The organism is Pseudomonas sp. NFACC41-3, from assembly GCF_900109505.1.
GTDB classification, from domain to species: Bacteria; Pseudomonadota; Gammaproteobacteria; order Pseudomonadales; family Pseudomonadaceae; genus Aquipseudomonas; species Aquipseudomonas chlororaphis.
On the sequence record NZ_FOAE01000001.1, the window covers coordinates 1,762,503 to 1,783,130 of the forward strand.

General features: G+C 64.9%; 16 protein-coding genes. 6 read left to right on the forward strand and 10 right to left on the reverse strand.

The window, feature by feature from the left end; translation table 11 throughout:
* Positions 1-2: 2 nt before the first annotated feature.
* The 6 genes from BMY68_RS07940 to BMY68_RS07965 all read right to left on the reverse strand — a co-directional run bounded on the left by BMY68_RS07940 (position 3) and on the right by BMY68_RS07965 (position 8,102).
* Positions 3-1,337, reverse strand: coding sequence for an HlyD family type I secretion periplasmic adaptor subunit (locus tag BMY68_RS07940; protein WP_085530731.1), 1,335 nt, complete (start codon positions 1,335-1,337; stop codon positions 3-5).
* Positions 1,334-3,151 (reverse strand): type I secretion system permease/ATPase, encoded by a 1,818-nt coding sequence (locus BMY68_RS07945; RefSeq protein ID WP_085530730.1) that lies wholly within the window; start codon positions 3,149-3,151, stop codon positions 1,334-1,336. Before BMY68_RS07945 ends, BMY68_RS07940 begins: the two co-directional genes overlap by 4 nt.
* Positions 3,152-3,391: 240 nt before the next feature.
* Complete coding sequence (locus tag BMY68_RS07950) at positions 3,392-3,775, reverse strand: AprI/Inh family metalloprotease inhibitor (protein ID WP_085530729.1); 384 nt, start codon at positions 3,773-3,775, stop codon at positions 3,392-3,394.
* A gap of 104 nt (positions 3,776-3,879) precedes the next feature.
* Entirely contained in the window at positions 3,880-5,328 is a 1,449-nt protein-coding gene (locus tag BMY68_RS07955) for a serralysin family metalloprotease (RefSeq protein WP_085530728.1), read from the reverse strand.
* 299 nt (positions 5,329-5,627) lie between these two features.
* Positions 5,628-6,728: a DmpA family aminopeptidase gene (locus BMY68_RS07960; protein ID WP_085530727.1), complete on the reverse strand. Its 1,101-nt coding sequence runs from the start codon at positions 6,726-6,728 to the stop codon at positions 5,628-5,630.
* A 9-nt stretch (positions 6,729-6,737) separates the two neighbouring features.
* Positions 6,738-8,102, reverse strand: coding sequence for an APC family permease (locus tag BMY68_RS07965; RefSeq protein ID WP_009044076.1), 1,365 nt, complete (start codon positions 8,100-8,102; stop codon positions 6,738-6,740).
* A gap of 231 nt (positions 8,103-8,333) precedes the next feature.
* On the opposite strand from BMY68_RS07965, the gene BMY68_RS07970 reads away from it, so the two are divergent.
* Complete coding sequence (locus BMY68_RS07970; RefSeq protein WP_009044077.1) at positions 8,334-9,137, forward strand: helix-turn-helix transcriptional regulator; 804 nt, start codon at positions 8,334-8,336, stop codon at positions 9,135-9,137.
* A 7-nt stretch (positions 9,138-9,144) separates the two neighbouring features.
* On the opposite strand, the gene feaR is transcribed toward BMY68_RS07970, so the two are convergent.
* The 4 genes from feaR to BMY68_RS07990 form a co-directional block, all read right to left on the reverse strand.
* Positions 9,145-10,083, reverse strand: coding sequence for a transcriptional regulator FeaR (gene feaR, locus BMY68_RS07975; RefSeq protein WP_085530726.1), 939 nt, complete (start codon positions 10,081-10,083; stop codon positions 9,145-9,147).
* 147 nt (positions 10,084-10,230) lie between these two features.
* Complete coding sequence (locus tag BMY68_RS07980; RefSeq protein ID WP_239694074.1) at positions 10,231-10,824, reverse strand: DUF3156 family protein; 594 nt, start codon at positions 10,822-10,824, stop codon at positions 10,231-10,233.
* Positions 10,790-12,319 carry an APC family permease gene (locus BMY68_RS07985; RefSeq protein ID WP_085530724.1) on the reverse strand — a complete coding sequence of 510 codons (1,530 nt, stop codon included), beginning with the start codon at positions 12,317-12,319 and terminating at the stop codon, positions 10,790-10,792. The genes BMY68_RS07980 and BMY68_RS07985 overlap by 35 nt, the downstream gene beginning before the upstream one ends.
* A gap of 214 nt (positions 12,320-12,533) precedes the next feature.
* Positions 12,534-14,021, reverse strand: coding sequence for an aldehyde dehydrogenase family protein (locus tag BMY68_RS07990; protein ID WP_007923743.1), 1,488 nt, complete (start codon positions 14,019-14,021; stop codon positions 12,534-12,536).
* Between the two features lie 461 nt (positions 14,022-14,482).
* Here BMY68_RS07990 and BMY68_RS07995 point away from each other — a divergent pair, with 461 nt between their 5' ends.
* From BMY68_RS07995 to BMY68_RS08015, 5 genes are all read left to right on the forward strand, one after another.
* The gene (locus tag BMY68_RS07995) at positions 14,483-15,814 is read left to right on the forward strand and encodes an aspartate aminotransferase family protein (RefSeq protein WP_085530723.1); all 1,332 of its coding nucleotides are present in this window, start codon (positions 14,483-14,485) and stop codon (positions 15,812-15,814) included.
* Positions 15,815-16,402: 588 nt separating this feature from the next.
* On the forward strand, positions 16,403-17,080 hold the full coding sequence (locus tag BMY68_RS08000) for a helix-turn-helix transcriptional regulator (protein WP_085530722.1): 678 nt from the start codon (positions 16,403-16,405) through the stop codon (positions 17,078-17,080).
* Positions 17,081-17,171: 91 nt separating this feature from the next.
* On the forward strand, positions 17,172-17,987 hold the full coding sequence (locus BMY68_RS08005; RefSeq protein ID WP_085530721.1) for a molybdenum cofactor biosynthesis F family protein: 816 nt from the start codon (positions 17,172-17,174) through the stop codon (positions 17,985-17,987).
* 256 nt (positions 17,988-18,243) lie between these two features.
* Positions 18,244-19,626, forward strand: coding sequence for an aspartate aminotransferase family protein (locus BMY68_RS08010; RefSeq protein ID WP_085530720.1), 1,383 nt, complete (start codon positions 18,244-18,246; stop codon positions 19,624-19,626).
* The gene (locus tag BMY68_RS08015) at positions 19,623-20,387 is read left to right on the forward strand and encodes an SDR family oxidoreductase (protein WP_085530719.1); all 765 of its coding nucleotides are present in this window, start codon (positions 19,623-19,625) and stop codon (positions 20,385-20,387) included. Before BMY68_RS08010 ends, BMY68_RS08015 begins: the two co-directional genes overlap by 4 nt.
* Positions 20,388-20,628 lie beyond the last annotated feature (241 nt).

Sequence of the window (20,628 nt, forward strand, 5' to 3'; positions counted from 1 at the left end):
CCTTATTCCTCGGTCAATGCGGAACCCGCCCGGTCGAGCAGGGGTTTGAACAGGTAGTTGAGCAGCGAGCGCTCGCCGGTGCGGACGAACATCTCCGCCGGCATGCCCGGCTTGATCACCAGGCCATTGAGTTTTTCCATGGCCTGGTCGCTGACGCTGCTGCGCAGCACGTAGTACGGCACGCCGGTCTTTTCATCGACCATCTGGTCGGCGGAGATCAGGCTGACCTCGCCGGACACCCGCGGCGTGCGGCTCTGATTAAAGGCGGTGAACAGGATGTCCACCGGCAGGTGGCTGCCGACCTTGTCGATCAGGTTCACCGGCAGGTGCCCTTCCACTTCCAGGCGAGTGCCCTGGGGCACGATCTCCAGCAGGTTTTCCCCGGGGCGCACCACGGCGCCTTCGGTGTGTACCCCGAGGTTGACCGCGATGCCGTCGGCCGGCGCGAGGATTTCGCTGTGCTGCAGATCGAAACCGGCCGAGGTCAGTTGCTGTTCCAGGGTCAGGCTTTTCAGCTGGGCTTCGGCCAACTGGCTGCGCACTTCCTTCTGATATTCCTCGCCGTGCTGCTGCAACTTGAGCCGCGACTCGAGAATGCCCTGCTCCACCCGCCCGCTTTCGCCGGTGTTCTGCGCCAGTTCCTGCTGCACCTGGGACAGTTGGCGCTGGTACTCCATCAGGCGGTTGCGCGGAATGTAGCCGTTGTCCGCCAGGGGCTGCAGGTTGGCCAGCTGCTGGCGCAGGGACTCGGCCTGGTTGTTAAGGTCAGTGCGCGCGCGGCGCATCCCGGCCAGTTGCGCGGTGGCACCTTCGATATTGGCGCGGATCCCGGCCTGCTCACGGGCGAAGGCTTCGCGCCGGCTGCTGAACAGTTGCCGCTGGCCTTCCAGCACCAGGGCCAGGCGTGGATCGGGATCGGCGCTCAGGGCCTCGGGGAAATTCACCTGCTTGAGGTTGTCGCGCTCGCTCTGCCAGCGCGCCAGGCTGGCCCAGGCCATGCGGTACTGCGCCTGCAGCGACTGCACGTCGGCTTCGACCTGGGTCTGGTCCAGGCGGAACAGCGACTGGCCCTGCTTCACCGCCTCGCCTTCACGCACCAGGATCCGGCTGACCACCCCACCGCTCATGGATTGCACGGCCTTGCGCTTGCCCGAGACCACTACCGTGCCCTGCACCGGGATGCCCTGGTCCAGCGGCGCCAGGGCCGCCCAGAGAAAAAAGCTGCCGGCGCCGGCCAGCGCCAAGACCCAGCCCATGCGCGCGAAAAACCGCGCATCGCGCTCGGGACGCTCCGGCGCGTAACCTTGTTCGATCATCATTTCGCTGTCCTTGCTCATGCGCCTGGGTTCCGTGTCGGGGCCTGATACTGGCGGCTCATGCTCAAGCCGCCCGGGGCCGTCGGGGCCGAGGTTTTTTCCCGCTGCTGCTGTTCCTGGTTTTGGGCCTGGTTTTGATTTTGCGCCTGGGCCTGGGCACCACTGGACAGCGCCTTGAGCACTTCCTGGCTCGGGCCGAAGGCCTGCAGGCGCCCTTCGTTGAGCACCAGCAGCTTGTCGGCCTGGGCCAGCGCCGAGGAACGATGGGTCACCAAAATCACGCTGGTGCCCTGGACCTTCATCTGCGCGATGGCCGACGCCAGGGCGCTTTCGCCCACGGTGTCGAGGTTGGAGTTCGGCTCGTCGAGCACCACCAGCCGCGGCTGGCCATACAGTGCCCGGGCCAGGGCCACGCGCTGCTTCTGGCCGCCGGACAGGCCGCTGCCGTCATCGCCCAGCAGGGTGTCGTAGCCCTGGGGCAGGCGCAGGATTAGTTCATGCACGCCGGCCTGTTGCGCGGCCTGCACCACCTGCTGCGGATCGGCCTCCTGAAAGCGCGCGATGTTCTCGGCGATGCTCCCGGAAAACAGCTCGATGTCCTGGGGCAGGTAACCGATGTAGGGCCCCAGTTCGTTGCGGTTCCAGCGATGGATATCGGCGCCGTCCAGGCGCACGGTGCCGGCCAGGGTCGGCCATACGCCCACCAGCACCCGGGCCAGGGTGGATTTGCCGGAACCGGAAGCGCCGAGCACCCCCAGCACCTCCCCCGCCCCGAGGTTGAAACTGACCTGCTGCAAGGTCGCCAGGCGCTTGCCCGGCGGGCCGGCGCTGACCTGCTCGAAGCTCACCTGGCCCTTGGGCGCCGGCAGCGACATCGCCGTGTCGCTCGGCGGGAAGGCTTGCAGCAGCGAGTCCAGGCGCTGGTAGGCCAGCTTGGCGGAACTCCACTGCTTCCAGACGGCGATCAACTGGTCGATCGGGCTCAGCACCCGGCCCATCAGGATCGAGCCGGCGATCATCATCCCGGCGGTCATGTCGCCCTTGATCACCAGCAAGGCGCCCAGGCCCAGCACCAGCGATTGCAGGCACAGGCGCAGGGTCTTGCTCAGCGAGCTGATGACCGCGCCGGTGTCGCTGGCCTGGTTCTGCAGGCCGAGAAAGCGCGAATGCACCTCGAACCAGCGCTTGCGCAGCGCGCCGAGCATGCCCATGGCCTGGATGGTCTCGGCGTTGTGCAGATGGCTGGTGGCCAGTTGCGTGGACTTCTGCGAATAACCGCTGGCCTCGCCCAGAGGCTTCTTGGTCATGGCCTCATTGAGGTACGCCAGGGCGATCAGCAAGACCGCGCCCGCGGTGGCGAACACCCCCAGCCAGGTATTGAACAGGAAGATCACGAACAGGTAGATGGGGAACCAGGGCGCGTCGAAGAAGGCGAACAGCGCAGGACCGGTGACGAACTGGCGGATATGGGTCAGGTCGCCCAGGGACTGCCCGGCGTGGCCTTCGCCGCGAAACAGGTTGCGCTCGAACGCCGCCTGGTAGACCCGCAGGTTGAAACGCCGCTCCAGCTGGCTGCCGATGCGGATGACGATGAAGCTGCGCACCACCTCCAGCAGGCCGATGAACGCGAAGAACCCGACCACCATCAGCGACAGCATCGCCAGGGTGGTTTCGTTCTGCGAGGAAAGTACCCGGTCGTAGACCTGGAGCATGTAGATCGAGGGGACCAGCATCAGCACGTTGATCAGGGCGGTGAAACACCCGACGCTGATCAGAATGCCTTTGTAATCGCCCAGTGCCTTGAACAGCGGTGCAGTGGTCTTCGCCATCTTCATTGGTCTTTCCTGAGCTGTAATATCCCGTGCCAGGGGCGCAGGACAAATAAACCGCCCGTACTTGAGTCGGGACATTATTGGATTTATTGCGGCGGACAGGCGAAAGAACTCTACCGTCAGACGAAACGGAGTTCTAGTTATTTAGTTGTCTTTAATCGAACGAAGGACATCGCGTATATGGCACTGCCTTATACGCTTATCCATACAGATACATTTAAAGATGCATACAGCCGCGATAACTCAGGGTGCGCGCTGCAATATAATCGTGATGCCTGATTTCAAAGTGCCTTGATATAAGCCTTCTTTCTGGCGACTTAGAAAGATGATCTTCGAACCCTCTTTGCCCGTCACGGCAATACCGTCCGGCTCGGGAAACCAGCCAATGGCCGCATCGCCCAGCCAGGCGGAAAAACACTCGGCGCCGGCGCCCAGGGTGCCGTTCAGCTCGAGGTCCAGGGCACAGTGGTTGGCAGGTTGCGCCGGCTGCGACAGTTGCCAGTGCCCGGCCAGTTCCGCGGGGTCCGCCAATCTCAGGCTGCTTGCCATGCTTGTCTCTCCATAAAACATCATCAGCGTCGCGATCAGGTACGCGCCGGCCTTAGCGATCAAGGCAGTTCGAATCATAGGGGGTTGCTCCGGGCCACAGCCTCAGGCAGTTCGCCTGTCAATGCAAGGTCAGAGGGCGACGCGTGGGCGCCACCCTCCTTCTTTTACCTTACCGCAATGACTCAGGCGACGATGTCGGTGTAGGCCGCCTGGCCGACGGTGCTGACCAGGAAGTCCGCCACGCCGTGCCCGGAGAAGTCCACCGACAAGGTGCTGTTGCCAGCCGAGGTGCTGAGGATCGCGTCGCCGGCGTTACCGGTGAATGCGTTCACGAAGTGCAGCCCAGCGCCCTGGGTGATGCCGGTCAGATCGATCTTGTCCAGGCCGCTGACAAAATCCAGGATCTGGTCGGCCGCGCCCGGAGCGGAGTCCGAGCTCGCGCCGAAGACGAAGGTATCGGCACCCGCGCCACCCCAGAGCTTGTCCGCACCGCCGGCACCGTAGAGGATGTCGTTGCCGGCACCGCCCTTGAGCTCGTTGGCCACCTTGTTGCCGATCAGCAGGTCGCTGCCCGAACCGCCGATGGCGTTCTCGATGATCGCGCCCTTGGCGATGGACACGTTGCCCACCATGCCGCCAACGTCGGAGAACGAGGCATCATTGAGGTTGATCTTCTGGTTTTGGGTAAAACCGGAGAAGTCCAGGGTGTCCTTGCCGCCCGCGTCCCATACCGAGAACACCAGCTTGTCCGCCGACGAGGTCGCGCTGAGGAAATCGCGACCGGTATTGGAGTTGAAGCCGTAGGTGGTGTCGCCGGTACGGGTGGAGGTGTTGGCCCCGTAGAGCTTCTGGATCGCCGCGATATCGTCCATCAGCGGGCCGGACGAATAGGCTTCGACGCCAGCCTTGCTGAAGTTCTGGTCGGTGTTGCTTTCGCTCCAGTAGCTCATGATGCTGTAGCCGCGCGTATCCTCTCCATAGGTCGCGTCGTTGTAGGTCGGGTTGCCGTTCCCGGCGTTGTAGTCGCCAGGGTGGGCCAGGCCCAGGGTGTGGCCGATCTCGTGGGTCAGCGTCTGTCGGCCGTAGTTGTTCAGATCGGGGGTCTTGTTCTGGGTGTAGCTGCTGTTGATCAGGTACCAGGACGTACCGTCGTAGCCAGCACCGGTGCCCGGCAGGTAGGCGAAGGCCGCCGCGCCGTCCTGGCCGCCGCTGTAGTTGCCGAAGGTCATGTGACCGTCACCACCGGAAGCCTTTTCGGTGAAGGTGACATTGGCCACGTCGGCCCAGGATTGCATGGACAGCGCGGCCTGGGCTTTCTGCTGGGCGCTGAACTGGCTGAACCCGGAGATGCCATGCTTGTACAGGGTGCTCGAGGAGGCCGAGGTGAGGAAGGTATAGGTCAGTTCGATCTTGCCGCTGCCGTTGAGATCCTGGTACGCGGCACCGTCGCGTAGCAGCTGGGTGGCTGCCTGATCGACCGAGTAGGAGGGTTTGCCATTGACCGTCAGATTGCCACCCCGGTCATACTGATGGCTGAAGCTATTGATCTGGTTGTAAGCCGAACTTGCCGCGGCCAAGGGCACGAGTTCTTGTTCGGCGGTCACAATAGCTTTCGCTTTAACTTTCGACATAAACACACTTCCTTGTAATCAATGGAACAGTTTTTGTCCGATAGCGACAATCCCTGGCGAGATCGTCCTATCACTCGCCCTATCCGGGCGTAAGCAACCTGACACAATTTGAAATCAGGCGTCCACTACTTTTTGACGCCTGATTTTCGCTGTTCCAGCAAACTCCCGAAAACAATGACTGGTGAGTCGAAATATTCTTTAAGCTTCAATACCCGTTGATAATTGTCCGACAATCTCGAATTTAAATATTAAATAACAGTACAGATAGTTTTGCCGACTACGTCGCAGTTTTTAGTTCATTAAAGTTTGTTCCATCCAGTTAGTTTCATCGCTTGCAGCAAGGTTTCCCCGGTCAGCGCCGGAACGCTCGCGCCGCTGTCCGCGGTCATCGGCTCGCCCGCCAGCAAGGCGTTGACGATGGCCTCCTCCACCGCTTCGGCGGCGGCGCTGAACAGGGCCGAGATGTAATCGTTGTTGAGCATCGCCAGGGGTGTACTGAAGGGCACGCCCTGGCGCCCGTAGGCGCAAGGCGGCAAGTCGCGGTTGCCGGTAGCGAAGGCCAGGAAGATATCGCCGCTGGAGTCCTCGGTGCCGCCGCCGGTACGGGCGATGCCGATGGACGCGCGCTGCGCCAGGCGCTGGCACTGGTGCGGCAACAAAGGCGCGTCGGTGGCCAGGATCACCACGATCGAGCCCATGCCCGGCGTACCGCGCCGGGCGAAGGGCGACGGGATGCCGCTCAGTTGCCGCCCCACCGGGTAGCCATCGACCCGCAGCTCCTCGCGCTTGCCATGGTTGGCCTGCACCAGCGCGCCGACCGTGTAGCCGCCCTGCTCCCCCGGCACCTGGCGCGAAGCCGTGCCGATCCCGCCCTTGAACTCATGGCAGATCATGCCGGTGCCGCCGCCCACCGCGCCCTCGCGCACCGGCCCGGACTCGGCATTGGCCAACGCCTCGCGGACCTGCTGCGGGCCGACATGCTGGCCCCAGATATCGTTGAGCAGGCCGTCATAGGTCTCCATCACCACCGGCATGCACCAGTATTCCGAAGGGTCCGCCAGGCTTGCGTGCTCCTCGGCGATCAGTGCGTCGCGCACCACGCCGACGCTGTGGGTGTTGGTGATGGCCAGCGGCGTGGTCAGCAGGCCCGCTTCGCGGATCCACTCCAGGCCGGTGGCATCGCCGTTGCCGTTGAGCACATGGCAGCCGGCGAAACAGGGTTGCAGCCGGGCAAAGCCCTCGCGGGGCTGGATCAGGGTCACCCCGGTACGCACCTGCTTGCCGTCGACCGTGGTCCTGAGGGTGCTGTGGCCCACCCTTACCCCCGGAACGTCGGTGATGGCATTGAAGGGGCCGGGAGTACCCAGGCCCAGGCTGATCCCCAATTGACGTGCGCGCATGACTTCTCCTCAGAGTTTCTGGAACGCCGGGCTGAACCGGCCGTTGGTGCCATACAGGATCACCGACAGCGCCAGCAGGCCGACGATCACCATGATGTCCCTGAGCGAAGCGTCCAGGAACAGATTGAACAACAGATACCCGGCGCCGATCACCGCCAGCAGCGCTGGCAACGGCCACAGCGGCATGCGGTACGGGTGGGCGCGGTCGCGCAGCAGCACCCGGCTCATCAGCGCGCTGAGAGCGACGATCAGGTACACCAGCATGATCAGCAGCACGCTGAACGAGGTCAGGTCGGCCAGGTTCGAGCTGAAACTGAGCACCGCCGAGGGAATGGCCAGGAACAGCGTGGCCAGCCACGGCGAGTCCCAGCGCGGATGAATCCGCGTGAACAGGCGGTTGATGCCCGGCGTCCACAAGGCATCGCGGCCACTGGAGAACACCACCCGGCCGATCTGGATCACGATGGCGACGATGGCGTTGAACACCGAGAGGAAGATCCCGGCGCTGACCACCCGCGACAGGGTTTCGTTGCCGTGGCTGGTGAGCAGGTAGCCGATGGGGTCGGGACTTTCGAGCATGGCGCTGAGGGACGGCGCGCCAATCAATAGCGCGGTCAACGGCACCAGTTCGATGATCACCACCAGCACCAGCGACCAGAGCACCGCCTTGTGCACGCCCTGCCCCTTGCATTTCATGTCTTCGGCCAGCAGCACCGCCGGGCCATAACCGTTGTAGGAAAACAGGCCGATGCCCACCGCACCGATCACCAGGGCCCAGGGCGCCATGTGCAATACGCCGTTTTCGACGATCTGCGGTTGCAGCAGGATGCTCGCCGGCTGCGAGGCATTGCCAAAGCCCAGGAACACGATCACCAGCAACGCGGCAATTTCCAGCAGCAGGCAGGTGCCGGTGATCCAGGCATTCAGCTTGATGTTGAGGATGCCCAGCGCATAGCTGCAGATAACGATCACCAGGGCCACGGTCTGCGAATCGAAGCGCGTGCCCAGGGCATTGTTCAGGTAAGTCGCCGCGCCGGTGGCCAGCACCGGCGGGATGAACAGCAACATCACCAGCACCGTGAGAAAGGTCGCGTACCCGGCCATGCCACCGAACACCCGCTTGGCGTACACATACTCGCCACCGGCACTGTTGTGGGCGCGGCCCAGTTCGGCGTAGCAGAAGGCGAACATCAGCGCCAGCAGCCCCGCCATGACAAAGGCCAGGAACACCCCGCTGCCGGCCTGGTGAATGGCGAACGGGGCGATGACGAAGACCGAACTGGCCGGGGTCACGCCCGACACGGTAATGGCCACCACATCGAACACACTCAGCGTGGGTTTCAGGGCGCCTTGCGGCGCGCAGGGAGAGCTCATGTCGTTATCCTCGTGGTTATTTTTGGTTTGAGGCAGAAACGAAGAACGTCAGGTGGATGCGCTCTGGGGCGCACTTGATGGAGGCCACTTTAGGCAGCCGGGGGTACAGGGCCAATTCCCCTATTGGAGTACTCCCCCTTGACGTCGCCGGGCAAATCGCCGAAACCTTGCTGCCACCTGGCGAGAAAGCAACCCGTCAGACCACAGCGGCATCGACGCGGAGCCACCTATTTGATCACTCTGTTCAGGGAAATCGGCATGCATGCCGGACTCGGGCGCACCCTCTCGCAGATCGGCGGCGAGCGTTTCTGGAAACAGCTGGTGCTGTTGCTGCACCAGGCCTTGCCGTTCGATAACGCCCTGGCGATCTTCTACCCGCGCAACGGCCTGCCCATCGCCCTCGAGGAATACGACGCCGAGCCCTCGGACAAGCCGGCGTCGATGCTCACCTACCTCAATGGCCTGTACCTGCTCGACCCGTTTTTCCAGGCCTGCCGCGAGGGCTACCCCAACGGCCTGTACCGCCTGGAGGAAGTGGCGCCGGACCATTTCCGCCAGACCGAGTATTTCTCCAGCTACTTTCACGACAACGTGCTGGAGGACGAACTGCAGTTCATCCTGCAGATTCCGGAGGCCGGCACCCTGTCCCTGTCGCTGGGCATGCAGCGGCCGTTCAGCGCCGAGGAGATCGGCCAGCTCACCACCTTCTCGGCCTGGGTCCTGCCGTTGATGCAGCAGCATTGGCAGCAAAGCCACCAACGCCCGCAGCCACCCGCCGGGGAGGAAATGGCCAGCCAGATCCGCGATGCCCTGAGCCATTTCGGCTGCGGCGTGCTGTCGGATCGGGAAGTGGAAATCGCCCGGCTGATCCTCCGCGGCTTTTCCTCCAAGGCCATGGCCGAGCGGCTGAAGATCTCGCCGGACACCATCAAGGTGCACCGGCGCCATCTCTACGCCAAGCTGGATATTTCCTCACAGCCGGAGCTGTTCTCGCTGTTTATCCAGTCCCTGGGGCACGACCTGGAAAACCCTTGAGGGCTGCTCAGGCGTTCAGCGAACGGGCGCGGTAATCCCGCGGCGACTGCTCGAAATGCTTCTTGAAGGTGCGGCTGAAGTGCGCCGAGTCGGTGAACCCCCACTTGAAGGCAATGTCGGTGATCGACGCGTGGCGCAGGCGCGGGTTGCCCAGGTCCGCCGCGCTGCGCTCGAGGCGCGCGCGCTGGATGAAACGGCAGACGCTGTCGCCCTGCTCTTCGAACAGCCGGTACAGCTGGCGCACCGAGATATTCATCTGGCTGGCCAGTGACACCGGGGTCAGGTTGGGCTCGGTGAGGGACTGGTTGATCAACTGCCGGGCCTGGCTGCGCAGGCAGCCGCCGTGCTGGCTGTCGTAGCCGTCGAGATGGGCGCTGGGCGTCTGGCGCAGGGTCGGGCCGAGCAAGGCGATCAGCGCTTCCTGCAACGCCTGGCCTTCCTGCGGGTCGGCGCAACCTGGCAACGGCTCGCCGCAGATCTGCTCCACCAGCAGGCGCATCAAGCGGCCACTGGCGCACTGCTGCGAGAGCTTGCCGAACTTGCGCTGCTGCGCCGGCAGATGGCGATACACCTCGTCCCGGGACAAATGCAGCGAGGCATGTTCGATCAGCCCGTGAGGAACGATTTCGCAGGCCCCGGCGGAGTCCAGCAAGGCCATTTCCCCCGGCGCCAGTTCGATGCGCTCGCCGCCCTGGCTGATCTGGGCATGGCCGCTGCGCTGCATGATCAGGAAGCAGTGCCGATCGTCTTCATGATCGACGCTGGTGCTTTTGCGCGAGATCAGTCCGGCATTGGTGCGGATCTGCGCCACCTCGAGGCCGGCGTAGTCGCGCAAGCCGACTTCACCGATGAACAACGCCGGGTTCAACGCCTGGCGGGCGTCGAAGCGACCGCAAACCCCCTGTAATGCGCCGATCCAGGCATCGAAACTTTGCGAAGCAAGCACTGTGCACCTCCAGAAGCCGGCTGAGACCGCCTTTGTTGTTATGGCGATATCATTAACATGTTATCTATTTGCCGGGCAAGGAAGCGCGGCACAATGGATAGTCCGTTATAGCCTAAGCACGGGTTGTGCCAGCGCCGTGGGAAGAGTTCAGTGATCGCGCAACAGTGAATGCAGGCGCTTGAACGTCGCCAGCAAGGCGCCGCGTTGCTCGGCGCTCAGGCGGATATAACGGCGGAAGCCGGGCAGCCGGTTGACCACCTCGCTGGCACCGAAATGCTCAAGGCGCACCCGCCAGCCCTGCTCGTCGCGCTGCAGTTGCAGGCGTTTGAAGTCCAGCGGCAGCAACGCCGCCAGCAGTTGCGGGTCGCTGTGCAACTGCTGCAACAGCCCAGCCCACTCATCCTGCGCGCCCTGCTTCAGGCCGGCGGCGACGCCCTGGCGGCGGATCGCGCCGGTATGGCGAATATCGATCCGCGCCTGCCGCCCCGGCGAACCGGAAACGCGCAGGCGAAACTCGCAGACCACCAGGTGCATCAGGAACTGCGCCTGTGGCAGCTCCTGGACCTCGAAGTCCAAGCCCTCCTCGGCCCAGGTGAACCGCGCCAGCCCGGGCGCCTGCGGCGCCCAGTCGAGCCCCGGCAGGTCGCGGCGCAACTGGTTCAGGGTCACCCCCGGGCGATAGCCCGAGGGTGGTCGCCGCCAGAATTCAGAGAGGTTTTGCCGCCAGCTTGTACTGCTCATCGGGCTTGGCTCCAGGCAGGGTCTGCGCTTGGGTTTCAGTGGGGGATTGCAGGTTGAAGGCGTTTTCCAGCACCTCCTCCACCGGCACCGGGCGGAACGGGTTGACCTTCTGCACGAAGACCGTCCAGACCAGCGCATAAATCGCCGTCAGGCCGAGCATGCTGCCAAAGGGCACGTAGATGTCCCGCGGGTTCATGCCCGGCGGCGTGATGAACCACATGCCCAGGAGGATGCCGATGGACGAGACGATCTGCGGCAGCGGGAACCAGGGCGACTTGTAGGCCCGCGGCAGGTCCGGGCGGCGGATGCGCAGCACCACCACTGCCAGGGTCACCAGCAGGTAGGCGGTGCTCCAGGCACACACCGCGGCCAGCACCAGGTGCATGATGTTGTCGGTGCTGCCGCCCAGCCACCAGGCGTGCAGGCACGGGATCAATACCGCCACGGCGATGCACAGCAGCGGCGTCTTGAAGCGTGGGTGCAGGTAGGTGAAGGCCTTGGGCAGCGCGCCGTCCAGCGCCATGCCGTAGAGAATGCGTGGCAATCCGGCCATCAGCGTGTTGATGGTCGCCGCCCCGGCGAACAGCAGGCCGACGCCCAGCCAGATCCGCCCATAGGGCCCCATCACCTGCTCGGCGAACTGCGGGATGGCCATGGGCGTGTCCAGCAGGTGCACGCTGCCGTCTTCGCTCAGCGCGATGTTCGCCACCTGGCGCTTCATCGCCGCGCCATAGATGAACATGCAGGTGGCTACCCCCACCAGGCCCAGGGCCATGGCCCGGGGAATGGTTTTCGCCGCCTTGCGCACCTCCGGCGTCAGCGGGGTGACGAACTCGCACCCGACGAACATGAACATGGCCATGCCCACCAGCGAGAGGATGGTGGTCAGGTCGGTGCCGACCATCGACTCGCCGAACCAGCCGCTCAGCTCCACCGCCGGCGCCTTGAACACCCCGACCACGCCGAAGATGATCAGGGTGGTCCACATGCCGAAGGTCAGGATCACCTCGGCGCGGCTGAACGCGGTGATGCCCACGGCGTTCAGCAGGCCGAAGAAAATCACCAGCCCGACACCCACCAGCCAGGCGCTGCCACTCTGTTCCAGCAGGGTGTTGAGGGATTCAAAGTTCACCAGGGCCATGACGCCGCTGAGGATGGTTTCCGCCGTGCCGGCGAACACATGCACGATCAGGTAGGCGGAAATGGTCCCGGTGATCGCGAAGAAGCGTCCCAGGCCGCAGGCCAGGTAGTCGTACACCGAGCCGGTGGTGGGGATCATGCAGGCCGCTTCGGCGAAGGTCGTCGATTGCGCGAGCATCATCAGCATGGCGATCAGCATGGCCGCGGCGAACGCCCCGCCGCCGATGCCGAAGCCGGTGGTGGCGGTGAGGATCACCGGGCTGGCCATGATCAGGCCGACGGCGCTGGCCAGGGCCGTGGGAAAGCCGACCACGCCCTGGTTCAGGTGGCGGGTGAGTCTGTCGTTGAAAGACATGGTGCTGGACCTCGAAAGCATGGGTGATGTTGTTGTTCTAGGCATTTCAAGGGCACGCCGGGCGTGCGTGTTACTGGCTGTCTGCGCAGCCTGGCCGGTTGTGTCCGACTGTAGCCGCTGCCGCAGGCTGCGATAAGGCCGGAACGGCCGTGGCGCACTTAAGGTTGCTGAAGGTCCTGCGGACCTTATCGCAGCCTGCGGCAGCGGCTACATGTCAGAACGCGATGCACACCGACTTGTTCTCGGTATACGCCTCTATCGCCGCATGGCCCATCTCGCGGCCGATGCCCGATTGCTTGTAGCCGCCAAACGGCATCGACGGGTCGAGCATATTGTGGGTATTAACCCAGACCGTGCCGGCCTTGATCCGCGGGATCAGGTCCATGACCTTCGCCAGGTCGTTGGACCAGATGCTCGCGCCCAGCCCGTACTGATTGTCGTTGGCCAGCGCCACCACCTCGTCGATCTCGTCGAAAGGCGTGGCCACCACCACCGGGCCGAAGATTTCCTCGCGCACCACCTGCATGCCCGCGTGCACGTCGGCCAATACCGTCGGGCGCACGTAGAAACCCTGCTCGCCATAGGCGACTCCGCCGCACAGCACCCGGGCGCCGTCGGCCACGCCCTGGCCGATCATGTCCAGCACGCGCTTCTGCTGCTTGGCGGAAATCAGCGGGTTGATCTGTGCCTGTTCGTCGAGCCCGGGGCCGATGCTCAGGGAGCCGGCGATGGCCGACAAACGCTCCAGCACCTGGTCGAAGATCGCCCGCTGGATATACAGGCGCGAACCGGCGGTACAGACCTGGCCCTGGTTGAAAAAGATCGCCCCGGCGGCACCGGCGGCCGCGGCCTGGGGGTCGCAGTCATCGAGCACGATCACCGGCGACTTGCCACCCAGCTCCAGGGAAAACCGGGTCATGTTGTCCACCGCCGCATGGCCGATGACCTTGCCGATCTGGGTCGAGCCGGTGAAGGCCAGCTTGTCGATGCCTTTGTGCGCGGCCAGCGCCGCGCCGGCCTGGGCGCCGCTGCCGGTGACCACGTTGACCACCCCCGGGGCGATCCCGGCGTCCAGGCACAACTGGCCCAGGCGCAAGGCGGTCAGCGGGGTTTCGTCGGCCGGCTTGAGCACCACGGTGCAGCCGCAGGCCAGGGCCGGGACGATTTTCCAGATGGCCATCAGTAAGGGGAAATTCCACGGCACGATGGCGCCGACCACGCCCACCGGCTCCGGCACCGTATAGGCGCGGTAGCGGGCGCCGGGAACGGCGGCGATGGACAGGTCCAGGCTCTTGCCTTCGATCTTGGTCGCCCAGCCCGCCATGTAGCGGGTGAACTCGGCGGCGGCGCCGACTTCCAGGGCCCGGGCCAGGTGGATCGACTGGCCGTTGTTGAGGGTTTCCAGCTGTGCCAGCTCTTCGCCATGGGCTTCCAGCAGATCGGCCAGCTTCAGCAGCAGGCGCTCGCGATCCGCCGGGCGCTGCGCCGCCCAGGGGCCCTCGAAGGCTCGCCGCGCGGCGGCCACGGCCAGGTCGATATCGGCGTCGGCACCGGCGGCGACGCGGGTCAGCTCTTCGCCGGTGGCCGGGTTGAACACCGGCATCTGCGCGCCGGACAAGGCCGGCTGGCTGCGCCCGTCGATCAACAGGCCGTGCTGGCTGTCGATAAAGGCGGCGACACGTGGGTCGATGGCAATACTCATGGGCAATCCTCGCTAGTTGGCCTCATGGATCGAACTCTGAGACCAATGCCGGCCACCGTCTTGATCCTGGCTGCCGCGAAACTTGCCACTGGCTGCCAGGGAACACCGCGACGCCACGCCTCTGTAGCCACTGGTGCAGCCTGCGCTCGGCGGCGTAGCAGGCGCAAAACTGGCCAACGCGCAATGCCTGAGAAACCGCGGTGCCTGGAGGACGACCACTTCGCGGCCGATCGCAGCCTGCGGCAGCGGCTACAAAAACACCGCGTGTCCGGTAGCCTGCGATCAGCGGCGCAGCCGTCGCCAAGTCTGCGAACGCATTTTTCCGGGCAGATCCGCAATGCGCGGGACGCCGGGTCGATGGCAGTGGCGGTCAAATGCCTGGCACACAGAGGCAAGCAGGCATCCGGCAAAGGGCGCACTACTATGTCCCACGCTGTCTGTGCGTTTTCAGGAGATTCAACGTGAGCGAACCAAGCCGTTTCTGGCATCCCATGCTGCACCCCAATGAAATGCAACAACGCGAGCCGATCCGCATTGTCCGTGGCGATGGCTGCTACGTGTACGACGACCAGGGCCACCAACTGGTGGATGGCGTCGCCGGGTTGTGGAACGTCAACGTCGGCCACAACCGCAAGGAAGTGAAGGCGGCGATCACCGCCCAGCTGGACGAACTGGAATACTTCCAGCTGTTCGACGGCGTCAGCCATCCGCGCGCCGAAGAGCTGTCGCGGGTGGTGATGAACCTGCTGGAGCCCGAGGGCATGCGCCGCGTGGCCTTCAGTTCCGGCGGCTCGGATGCCATCGAAACCGCGCTGAAACTGGCCCGCCAGTACTGGAAACTCGAAGGCCAGGCCGACCGCACCAAGTTCATCTCGCTGCGCCAGGGCTACCACGGCACCCACTTCGGCGGCGCTTCGGTCAACGGCAACACGGTATTCCGGCGCAACTACGAGCCCCTGCTGCCCGGCTGCTTCCACGTCGACACCCCGTGGCTGTACCGCAACCCCTACAGCCAGGACCCGGAAGAACTCGGCAAGATCTGCGCCGACCTGCTCGAGCGGGAAATCCAGTTCCAGAGCCCCGACACGGTGGCAGCCTTTATCGCCGAGCCGATCCAGGGCGCCGGCGGTGTGATAGTGCCGCCGGCCAACTACTGGCCGCTGATCCGTGAGGTCTGTGACAAGTACGGCGTGCTGCTGATCGCCGACGAAGTGGTGACCGGCTTCGGCCGCAGCGGCTCGATGTTCGGCAGCCGCCTGTGGGGCGTGAAGCCCGACATCATGTGCCTGGCCAAGGGCATCACCTCCGGCTACATCCCGCTGGGCGCCACGGTGGTCAACGAGCGGATCGAGTCGGCGTTCAGCAGGAACGGCAACTTCACCGGCGCGATCATGCACGGCTACACCTACTCCGGGCACCCGGTGGCCTGCGCGGCGGCCCTGGCCAGCCTCGACATCGTGGTCAAGGAAGACCTGCCAGCCAACGCCGCGAAGATGGGCGACTACATGCTGAACAAGCTGCTGCCGTTCGCCGAGCGCTTCGACAGCGTCGGTGAAGTGCGTGGCAAGGGACTGATGGTCGCCCTCGACCTGGTGGCCGACAAAACCACCCGCGAGCCGATCGACCCCATGGGCGGCTATGCCAACCAGGTGGCGCAGATCGCCCGCGACAACGGGGTGATGGTGCGTCCGGTGGGGACCAAGATCATCCTGTCGCCGCCGCTGGTGATCCAGCCGCCGCAGATCGACGCCATAGTCGCTGCCCTGGAGCTGGGCTTCACCCAGGCCCGTTGAGCCTGACGCCGCAGCCTTGAAGCCTGGACCGCGCTGGAGCCGATATCAGCGCGGCCTGCATGATCGCGGGAAGCCCCTGCGGGGCTTTTCGCAGCCTGCGGCAGCGGCTACAAGGAGCGCGGTGTCCGTGTAGCCGCTGCCGAGCCCGCGAGCCCGCGAGGCTGCGATCGGCAACGCAGTGGCCGCAAAACCTGGGTTCGCGATTTGTCTGAAATACCGTGGCATCAGGTTTGGCGCCCGCTACGCGGTCGTTCGCAGCCTGCGGCAGCGGCTACAAGGAACGCGGTGTTTGTGTAGCCGCTGCCGAGCCCGCGAGGCTGCGATCGGCAACGCAGTGGCCGCAAAACCTGGGTTCGCGATTTGTCTGAAATACCGTGGCATCAGGTTTGGCGCCCGCTACACGGTCGTTCGCAGCCTGCGGCAGCGGCTACAAGGAACGCGGTGTTTGTGTAGCCGCTGCCGAGCTTGCGAGGCTGCGATCGGCAACGCAGTGGCCGCAAAACCTGGGTTCGCGATCTGTCTGAAGTACCGTGGCATCAGAGGGTTACGGCCCTCTTTACCGGCCGTTCATGAAGAGGGAGTCGTCCCATGCATACGCCAACCGCCCTGCCGGATGCCCAACAGCTTGGCCAGCGCTGTATCAGCGCCTTTACCCGGGTGGTGCCGGCGACCCTGTGCGCCTTCTACCGCATCGACGCGCAACTGCAGGCCGAGCATTTCTCGCTGTACCACATGAGCCCGCAGATGCATGAGGCCTACCTGCAACGCTATCGGCACTACGACCCGCTGCGGCCGCGCAACTGCGTGGCGGCGGGCCGCCCGGTGCTGTCGCTGCACATGGGCATGGCCCAGCAGGGGCGGCACGAAACCGAGGTCTACCAGGCTTTCCTGCAACGCCATGGGGTGCTGGATGTGGTGGAAATCCTCGCGCGCAATGCCGGTGGCAGCCCGATCGCCGGCCTGTCCCTGCTGCGCGATGCCAGCCTGGGCCCGTTCCGGCCAGACGAACTGAGCACCCTGCAGGCGCTGCAAGGCCTGTTGGAAATCGCCGCCCAGGCGCCCTATTCGCGCCACGACGAACGCCTGCAGGCCCTTACGCCCCGGGAACGGCAGATCGCCTTACTGCTGCGCGACGGCGCCTGCAACAAGACCATCGCCCAACAGCTGGCGCTGGGCCTGCCGACGGTCAAGACCCACCTGATCAACCTGTTCCGCAAGGTCGGGGTGAACAACCGCACCGAGCTGGTGAGCGCGCTGTTCCTGTAAAAAACCGCCGCGCCTCAACCATTCGGTTGATGGGCAACAACGGTTTGCGCGATGAACATGAGGTTCTCCTTCATCGACAAGGTCCGCCCTCATGAACCTGCAACCCGAATGGATTACCGTTGGCGCCCTGGCCGAAGGCTTTGCCGCCGATAACCATATCCTGCCCAGCCTGGATGACCTCAACGGCCGCAGCCTGACCCTGCATTTCGCCAATGGCTGGCGCATCGAACACCTTTTCGGCTCACGCTCGCTGCATTGGCAGGACACTGAAAGCCAAGCCAGTGGCGAGACCACTTATCGAGCCACTTCAATACGTTCCGGCATTTACCTGGTGGACTTTCTCAAGTCAGAGAAGCACCAGGTCCACTCGGTAAGCCTGATCCTCGACCTGGGCCGGAACATCTTCACCGCAGTGATCGGGCAGATGCCGAGCCAGGCCGAGACCCGGGTCGACCTGTTCAGCCGCGCCCTGTCCGGCCGCGAGCTGACCAGCGTCCAGGCCCAGTTCATCCACGGCAGCATCGACACGCCACTGACCGCCAGCAGCCCGCAACACGCGCTGACCGAAGAGCTGGTCGGCCTGCGCAACCAGTACGTCTACAGCACCACCGAGGCCTACGAGCACGTCTACCTGAACCGCAACTTCTACAGCTGGCAGTGCCTCAAGGGCGTCGAGCAGGGCCTGGCGGACACCGACCGCTGCCATTACTACAAGCTCGCCGAACAGCTGTACCTGTTCGTCTGGCGCGAAAAGATCGTGCCGACCCTGGGCCTGGTACTGATCGACCTGCAAGCGGGCAGGACCGACGGCAAGATCTTCGGCTACCAGGGCAGCGACTTCGCCGCGCCCAGCAACTTCCCGGTGGGCGCCCTCGCCCATGTGCTGAACCGCACCGCTTACATCTGATGCTACCTGTCGCGATCCGCACAGCGCGCTCGGCCTGACACACCGCGCGCTCGGGTTTCGCGGCAACTGCGTTGCCGATCGCAGCCTCGCGTTGCTCGGCAGCGGCTACCCAGACACTGGCTCCTGTAGCCGCTGGCGCAGCCTGCGATCGGCTGCGTAGCAGACGCTGCCTTTACGGCCCTTCGGGCCGATCGCAGCCTTCGGCAGCGGCTACAAAAACCTGTCAGCGACAACCCTTTACCCCAGGACTTCGACCATGACCCTCGGCCTCAACCTCGATCGCGTCGCCAGCTGTTACCAATCCGAGCTGCAACTGTTCGCCGAACGCCATCCGCGTTCCGCCGGCTTCTACCGGGAAAACCTCAAGCACTGGCTGTACGGCGCGCCGCTGCACTGGATGCAGCAATGGCCGGGGCTATACCCGATCCTGGTGGCCGACGCCCAGGGCGCGACGCTGACCGACTGCGACGGCAACCGCTACGTCGACTTCGCCCTGGGCGACACCGGCGCCATGTTCGGCCATGGCCAGCCCGCCGTGGCCGAGGCCATCGCGCATCAGGCCCGGCACGGCTCGACCCTGATGCTGCCGACCGCCGACAGCCTGTGGGTCGGCCAGGAACTGGTGCGGCGCTTCGGCCTGCCGTTCTGGCAAGTCACCACCTCCGCCACCGACGCCAACCGCTTTGTGCTGCGCCTGTGCCGGATGATCACCGGGCGGGAGAAAGTGCTGGTGTTCAACTGCAACTACCACGGCAGCGTCGACGAGTCCCAGGTCGAGTTCGACGCCGGCGGCCAGATGATTCCCCGCGAAGGCGTGCACGCCAACGGCCTGCGCCACGACGCCACCACCCGGCTGGTGGAGTTCAACGACCTGCCGGCGCTGGAGGCGGCATTGGCCCATGGCGACGTGGCCGCGGTGCTGACCGAACCCTTCATGACCAACGTCGGCATGGTCCCGCCCGCCCCCGGCTTCCACGACGGCCTGCGCGAGCTGACCCGGCGTTTCGATGTGCCGCTGATCATCGACGAAACCCACACCATCTCCTGCGGCCCCGCCGGCTACAGCGGCGAACACGGCCTGCAACCGGACTTCTTCGTGCTCGGCAAGTGCATCGCCGGCGGCATCCCGACCGCGGTGTGGGGCGCCAGCCAGGCCATGGCCGAGCGTATCTGGCAGGTGCTGCCGCATTTCCAGCCCGGCCAGGCGATCAACCACTTCGGCTTCGGCGGCACCCTGGCCGGCAACGCCCTGCAGATGGCCGCCATGCGCGCCACCTTCAGCGAAGTCATGAGCGCGGCCAACTACGCGCACATGATCGCCCTGGCCGAACGCCTGCGGACCGGGGTCCAGGCGCTGATCACCAAGCATCGCCTGCCCTGGCACGTGACGCGGATCGGCGCCCGGGTCGAATACCTGTTCATGGACCACGCGCCGCGCAACGGCGGCGAAGCCCACCATGCCCGTCATGGCCTGATCGAGGCCTACCTGCATCTCTACCTGCTCAACCGCGGGGTGTTGCTGACCCCGTTCCACAACATGGCGCTGATCTGTCCGGCGGCTACCAGCGACGACGTCGACCTGCACAACTGCCTGCTGGACGAATGCCTGGGCACCGTCACTCAAGGAGAACATCCATGATCCTCGACCTCAGCGGCCGTATCGCCCTGGTCACCGGCTCCGGCCAGGGCATTGGCCGCGCCATCGCGCAAGTCTTCGCCGCCCAGGGCGCCAAGGTGCTGCTCGCCACTCGCAGCGAAGCCTCGGGCGCCGAAACCCTGCGCCTGATCCGTGAAGCCGGCGGCAGCGCCGAGCTGCTGGTCGTGGACCTGAGTACCCGGGCCGCGGCCAACCAGGCGGTGGCCACCACGCTCAGGGCCTTTGGCGGGCTGGACCTGCTGATCCACAACGCCGCGGTGTTCCCGATGGAAAACCTGCGCGACCTGAGGGATGAAATCCTCGAGTCGACCCTGGCGGTGAACCTCAAGAGCTGTTTCTGGCTGACCCAGGCGGCGCTGCCGGCGTTGTGCCGGGCCGAGCATCCGCGCATCGTCATCACCTCCTCGGTGACCGGGCCGCGCACGGCGATTCCCGGGCTGTCCCACTACGCCGCGTCCAAGGCCGGGGTCAACGGCTTCATTCGCGCGGCGGCCCTGGAACTGGCCGAACACCGGGTCACCGTCAACGGCGTCGAACCCGGGCTGATTGCCACCCAGGCCATGGCCAACCTCGGCGACTCCCCGGCCCTGGCCGCCAGCATCCCGCTCAAGCGCCTGGGCAGCCCGCAGGACATCGCCCACGCCATGCTGTTCCTGGCGTCCGAGCAGGCCGGCTATATCACCGGGCAGACCCTGATCGTCGATGGCGGCGCCCTGCTGCCGGAGAATACGCAGCTCATCTGACGGCAGGCGCCCGCCCTCACCCACGGCGCCCGACCGGGCGCCGCCACGCCGACCCCGGCAGCACCGTTCGCCTGACCCCTTCGCCCAGCGAGATCAACGGCTCAATGGTGCTATGGGTAGAACGCTGCATCCCGTTTTTACCGATTGACTTGAAGTTAGCTTTAACTTTTAGAGTCGGCTCCGACCCATTGGCGCGCCTCACCCCGGCGATCCTCGCCCGCCCGCCTGCTTTCGGAGAAGC

Bases quoted from the DNA above. Each gene is read 5' to 3' on its own strand.
- BMY68_RS07980 (WP_239694074.1), bottom strand. From the start codon at position 10,824: ATGAGCAGTACAAGCTGGCGGCAAAACCTCTCTGAATTCTGGCGGCGA.
- BMY68_RS08015 (WP_085530719.1), top strand. From the start codon at position 19,623: ATGATCCTCGACCTCAGCGGCCGTATCGCCCTGGTCACCGGCTCCGGC.
- BMY68_RS07955 (WP_085530728.1), bottom strand. From the start codon at position 5,328: ATGTCGAAAGTTAAAGCGAAAGCTATTGTGACCGCCGAACAAGAACTC.
- BMY68_RS07965 (WP_009044076.1), bottom strand. From the start codon at position 8,102: ATGAGCTCTCCCTGCGCGCCGCAAGGCGCCCTGAAACCCACGCTGAGT.
- BMY68_RS07945 (WP_085530730.1), bottom strand. From the start codon at position 3,151: ATGAAGATGGCGAAGACCACTGCACCGCTGTTCAAGGCACTGGGCGAT.
- BMY68_RS07950 (WP_085530729.1), bottom strand. From the start codon at position 3,775: ATGATTCGAACTGCCTTGATCGCTAAGGCCGGCGCGTACCTGATCGCG.
- BMY68_RS08005 (WP_085530721.1), top strand. From the start codon at position 17,172: ATGAACCTGCAACCCGAATGGATTACCGTTGGCGCCCTGGCCGAAGGC.
- BMY68_RS07990 (WP_007923743.1), bottom strand. From the start codon at position 14,021: ATGAGTATTGCCATCGACCCACGTGTCGCCGCCTTTATCGACAGCCAG.
- BMY68_RS07960 (WP_085530727.1), bottom strand. From the start codon at position 6,728: ATGCGCGCACGTCAATTGGGGATCAGCCTGGGCCTGGGTACTCCCGGC.
- BMY68_RS08000 (WP_085530722.1), top strand. From the start codon at position 16,403: ATGCATACGCCAACCGCCCTGCCGGATGCCCAACAGCTTGGCCAGCGC.
- BMY68_RS07940 (WP_085530731.1), bottom strand. From the start codon at position 1,337: ATGAGCAAGGACAGCGAAATGATGATCGAACAAGGTTACGCGCCGGAG.
- BMY68_RS08010 (WP_085530720.1), top strand. From the start codon at position 18,244: ATGACCCTCGGCCTCAACCTCGATCGCGTCGCCAGCTGTTACCAATCC.
- BMY68_RS07985 (WP_085530724.1), bottom strand. From the start codon at position 12,319: ATGTCTTTCAACGACAGACTCACCCGCCACCTGAACCAGGGCGTGGTC.